We start from the raw sequence: 2,365 nt of genomic DNA, 5'->3' as shown, positions 1-2,365 counted from the left end.
CGGCGCCGATGGCCGCCTGATGGCGCCCGACATCGCCCGCATCGTCGCGCGCGGCGAACTGGTGGTGGCCATGTTCAAGGGCGACAGCCCGCCGTTCTACACGGAGAAAAAAGGCGTGCTGAGCGGTATCGACGTCGACCTGGCGCGCAGCATCGGCAAGGAGCTGGGCGTGCCCGTGCGCTTCGACCGCAGCGGCGCCACCATCGACGGCGTGGTGGAACTGGTGGGCCTGGGCCAGGCCGATATCGCCATCGGCCGCCTTGGCCGCACCCTCAAGCGCAGCCAGATGGTGCAGTTTTCCACGCCCTACATGCTGCTGGGCCACGCCATGCTGCTGAACCGCGTGCGCTTCGCGGAAATGGCTGGCGAGCGTCCCCTGAAACAGGTGATGCGCGACTTCAAGGGGCAGATCGGCGTCATGGAACGCACCTCGTGGGAAGAGTTCGCGCGCCGGCATTTTCCGCAGGCCAGCGTGAAGCCGTATCCCAGCTGGGCGGCGCTGGTCGACGCCGTCAGCCGCGGCGAGGTGGCCGGCGCGTATCGCGACGAGCTGGAAGTGCGCGCCGTGCTGGAGCGCGACCCGCGCCTGGCATTGACCCTGCGCACCGTCACCTTCAGCGACGCGCAGTCCGTGCTGAGCGTGATGGTGGGCGTGGGCGACAGCACTTTATTGTCCCTGGTCAACGAGGTGATCGGCACGCGCGCCGACAAGCCCAGCGTGGCCAGCGCCCTGAAACTGGCGAGGTAGAGCATGCATACCCCTCTCAATAGCGACACCGGCAACATCGCCCCCGTGGCCGCGCCAGAGCGGGGCGCCACCCTGCGCCGCTTCCGCGCGCTGGCCATCAACCCCTTCATGGTGCTGGCCTGCGTGCTGCTGGGCGCGACCATCGGCTGGGCCGCGCCCGGCGTGGCGCGTCCGCTGGGCCTGGTCGGCGTCGTCTACGTGGACTTGTTGACGATGGTGGTGCTGCCGTTCATGATGTCGGCGGTGGTGCTGAGCCTGCAAAACCTGTACCGCGAGGGCGGGGCGGGCAAGATCGTGCAGCGCGTGGTGGTGGTGTTCGTGCTGCTGGCGCTGGCGGCGGCCGTGCTGGCCACCCTCGCCACCTGGCTGCTGCATCCTGGCGGCGGCATGTCCGAAGGCACGCGCGCCGCGCTCGGGCATATCGTCGGCGGCGATGCGGATGGCAGCAACACGGCCATGGCCCTGCTGACGCCGGAACCGGCGCCCGCCTCGGCCAGCGCGCAGGAGATTTTGCGCACCTTGATCCCGTCGAACATCTTCGCCGCGCTGGCCAACGGCGAAACGCTCAAGGCGCTGGTCTTCGCGCTGCTGTTCGGCTTTGCCGTGGGGCAGGTGCCCAGCCGCATCTCGACGGGCTTGCAGGATGCGCTGGAAACCGTCTACAAGGCTTGCCAGACCCTGACGGGCTGGATCAACCTGCCGCTGCCGCTGATTCTCGTGTGCATGTCGGCCGGCCAGGTGGCGCGCACGGGCCTGGCGCCGCTGGCGGCCATGGCCGGTTTCGTCGGCGGCTTCCTGGCCGTCAGCGCGCTGCTGATCGGCGTGGCCATGGCCGTCGTGCGCCACCGCGCCGGGGTCGGCGCCCGGGACGTGATGAAGGCCATGCGCGAACCGTTCGCGCTGGGCGTGGCCACCAACAACAGCGCCGCCTGCATGCCGGCCATGGTCAATGCGCTGGTGGGGCGGCTGGGTTTTTCGCGCTCGCGCGTGGAATTGCTGGTGCCGCTCAGCGTGGCCCTGCTGCGCGCCGGACCGGTGGCGTATTTTGTCTGCGGCAGCATGTTCATCGCCGCCCTGTACGGCCGCAGCCTGTCTGCCGCCGACCTGGCCCTGCTTGCGGGGCTGGCCGCGCTGACGGGCCTTGCCTCGTCCGGCATGGCCGGCGTGGTGACGGTATCGCTGATGGGCGTGGTGTGCGCCAGCCTGTCGCTGCCGTTCGAGGCGGCCTTCGTGCTGTTCGTCGCCGTCGATCCCGTCTGCGCCATGGCCCGCACGGCGCTCACCGTCATCGCCAACTGCGCGGCCGTCTCGCTGATCTGCGCGCGGCCCGTGACCTTGCAGCCATGAACCTGCTGCGCGACATGCTCCACCATCCCGCCGCGCTGCTCGGCGCGGTGCTGCTGGGCGCCTGGGCGGGCATGCTGTGGCCGCAGGGCGCGCCCCTGTTCGGCGCCCTGGCGACCATTTATCTGTCGCTGATCCAGGTGGCGGCCTTGCCGTTTCTCGTGCTGGCCGTGTACTTCGGCCTGCAGCGCATGGCGGCGGCCGGCGAGCAGTGGCGCCGCATGGGCGTGCTGGCGCTGCTGGGCGTGCTGCTCATGCTGCTGTGCGCGCTGG

2 protein-coding genes and 1 pseudogene are annotated in these 2,365 nt (G+C 70.1%); all 3 read left to right on the top strand.

The features are described from left to right. On the top strand, positions 1-748 hold a 748-nt coding region (locus JaAD80_RS28520; protein ID WP_102299536.1), incomplete at its 5' end, for an ABC transporter substrate-binding protein. A 3-nt stretch (positions 749-751) separates the two neighbouring features. Then, positions 752-2,095, top strand: a complete 1,344-nt coding sequence (locus tag JaAD80_RS28515) for a dicarboxylate/amino acid:cation symporter (protein WP_180979645.1) — start codon at positions 752-754, stop codon at positions 2,093-2,095. Further along, a pseudogene (locus JaAD80_RS28510) lies at positions 2,092-2,365 on the top strand (sodium:dicarboxylate symporter); the annotation flags it as partial. The gene JaAD80_RS28515 and the pseudogene JaAD80_RS28510, both read left to right, overlap by 4 nt.

Source organism: Janthinobacterium sp. AD80, assembly GCF_002878455.1.
In the GTDB taxonomy this organism is placed as follows: domain Bacteria; phylum Pseudomonadota; class Gammaproteobacteria; order Burkholderiales; family Burkholderiaceae_D; genus Janthinobacterium.
Note: the sequence above shows the minus strand (reverse complement) of the source record. Positions and strands in the feature narration are given on the sequence as shown.

Coding starts and splice junctions, on each gene's coding strand:
- JaAD80_RS28515 (WP_180979645.1), top strand. CDS start 752: ATGCATACCCCTCTCAATAGCGACACCGGCAACATCGCCCCCGTGGCC.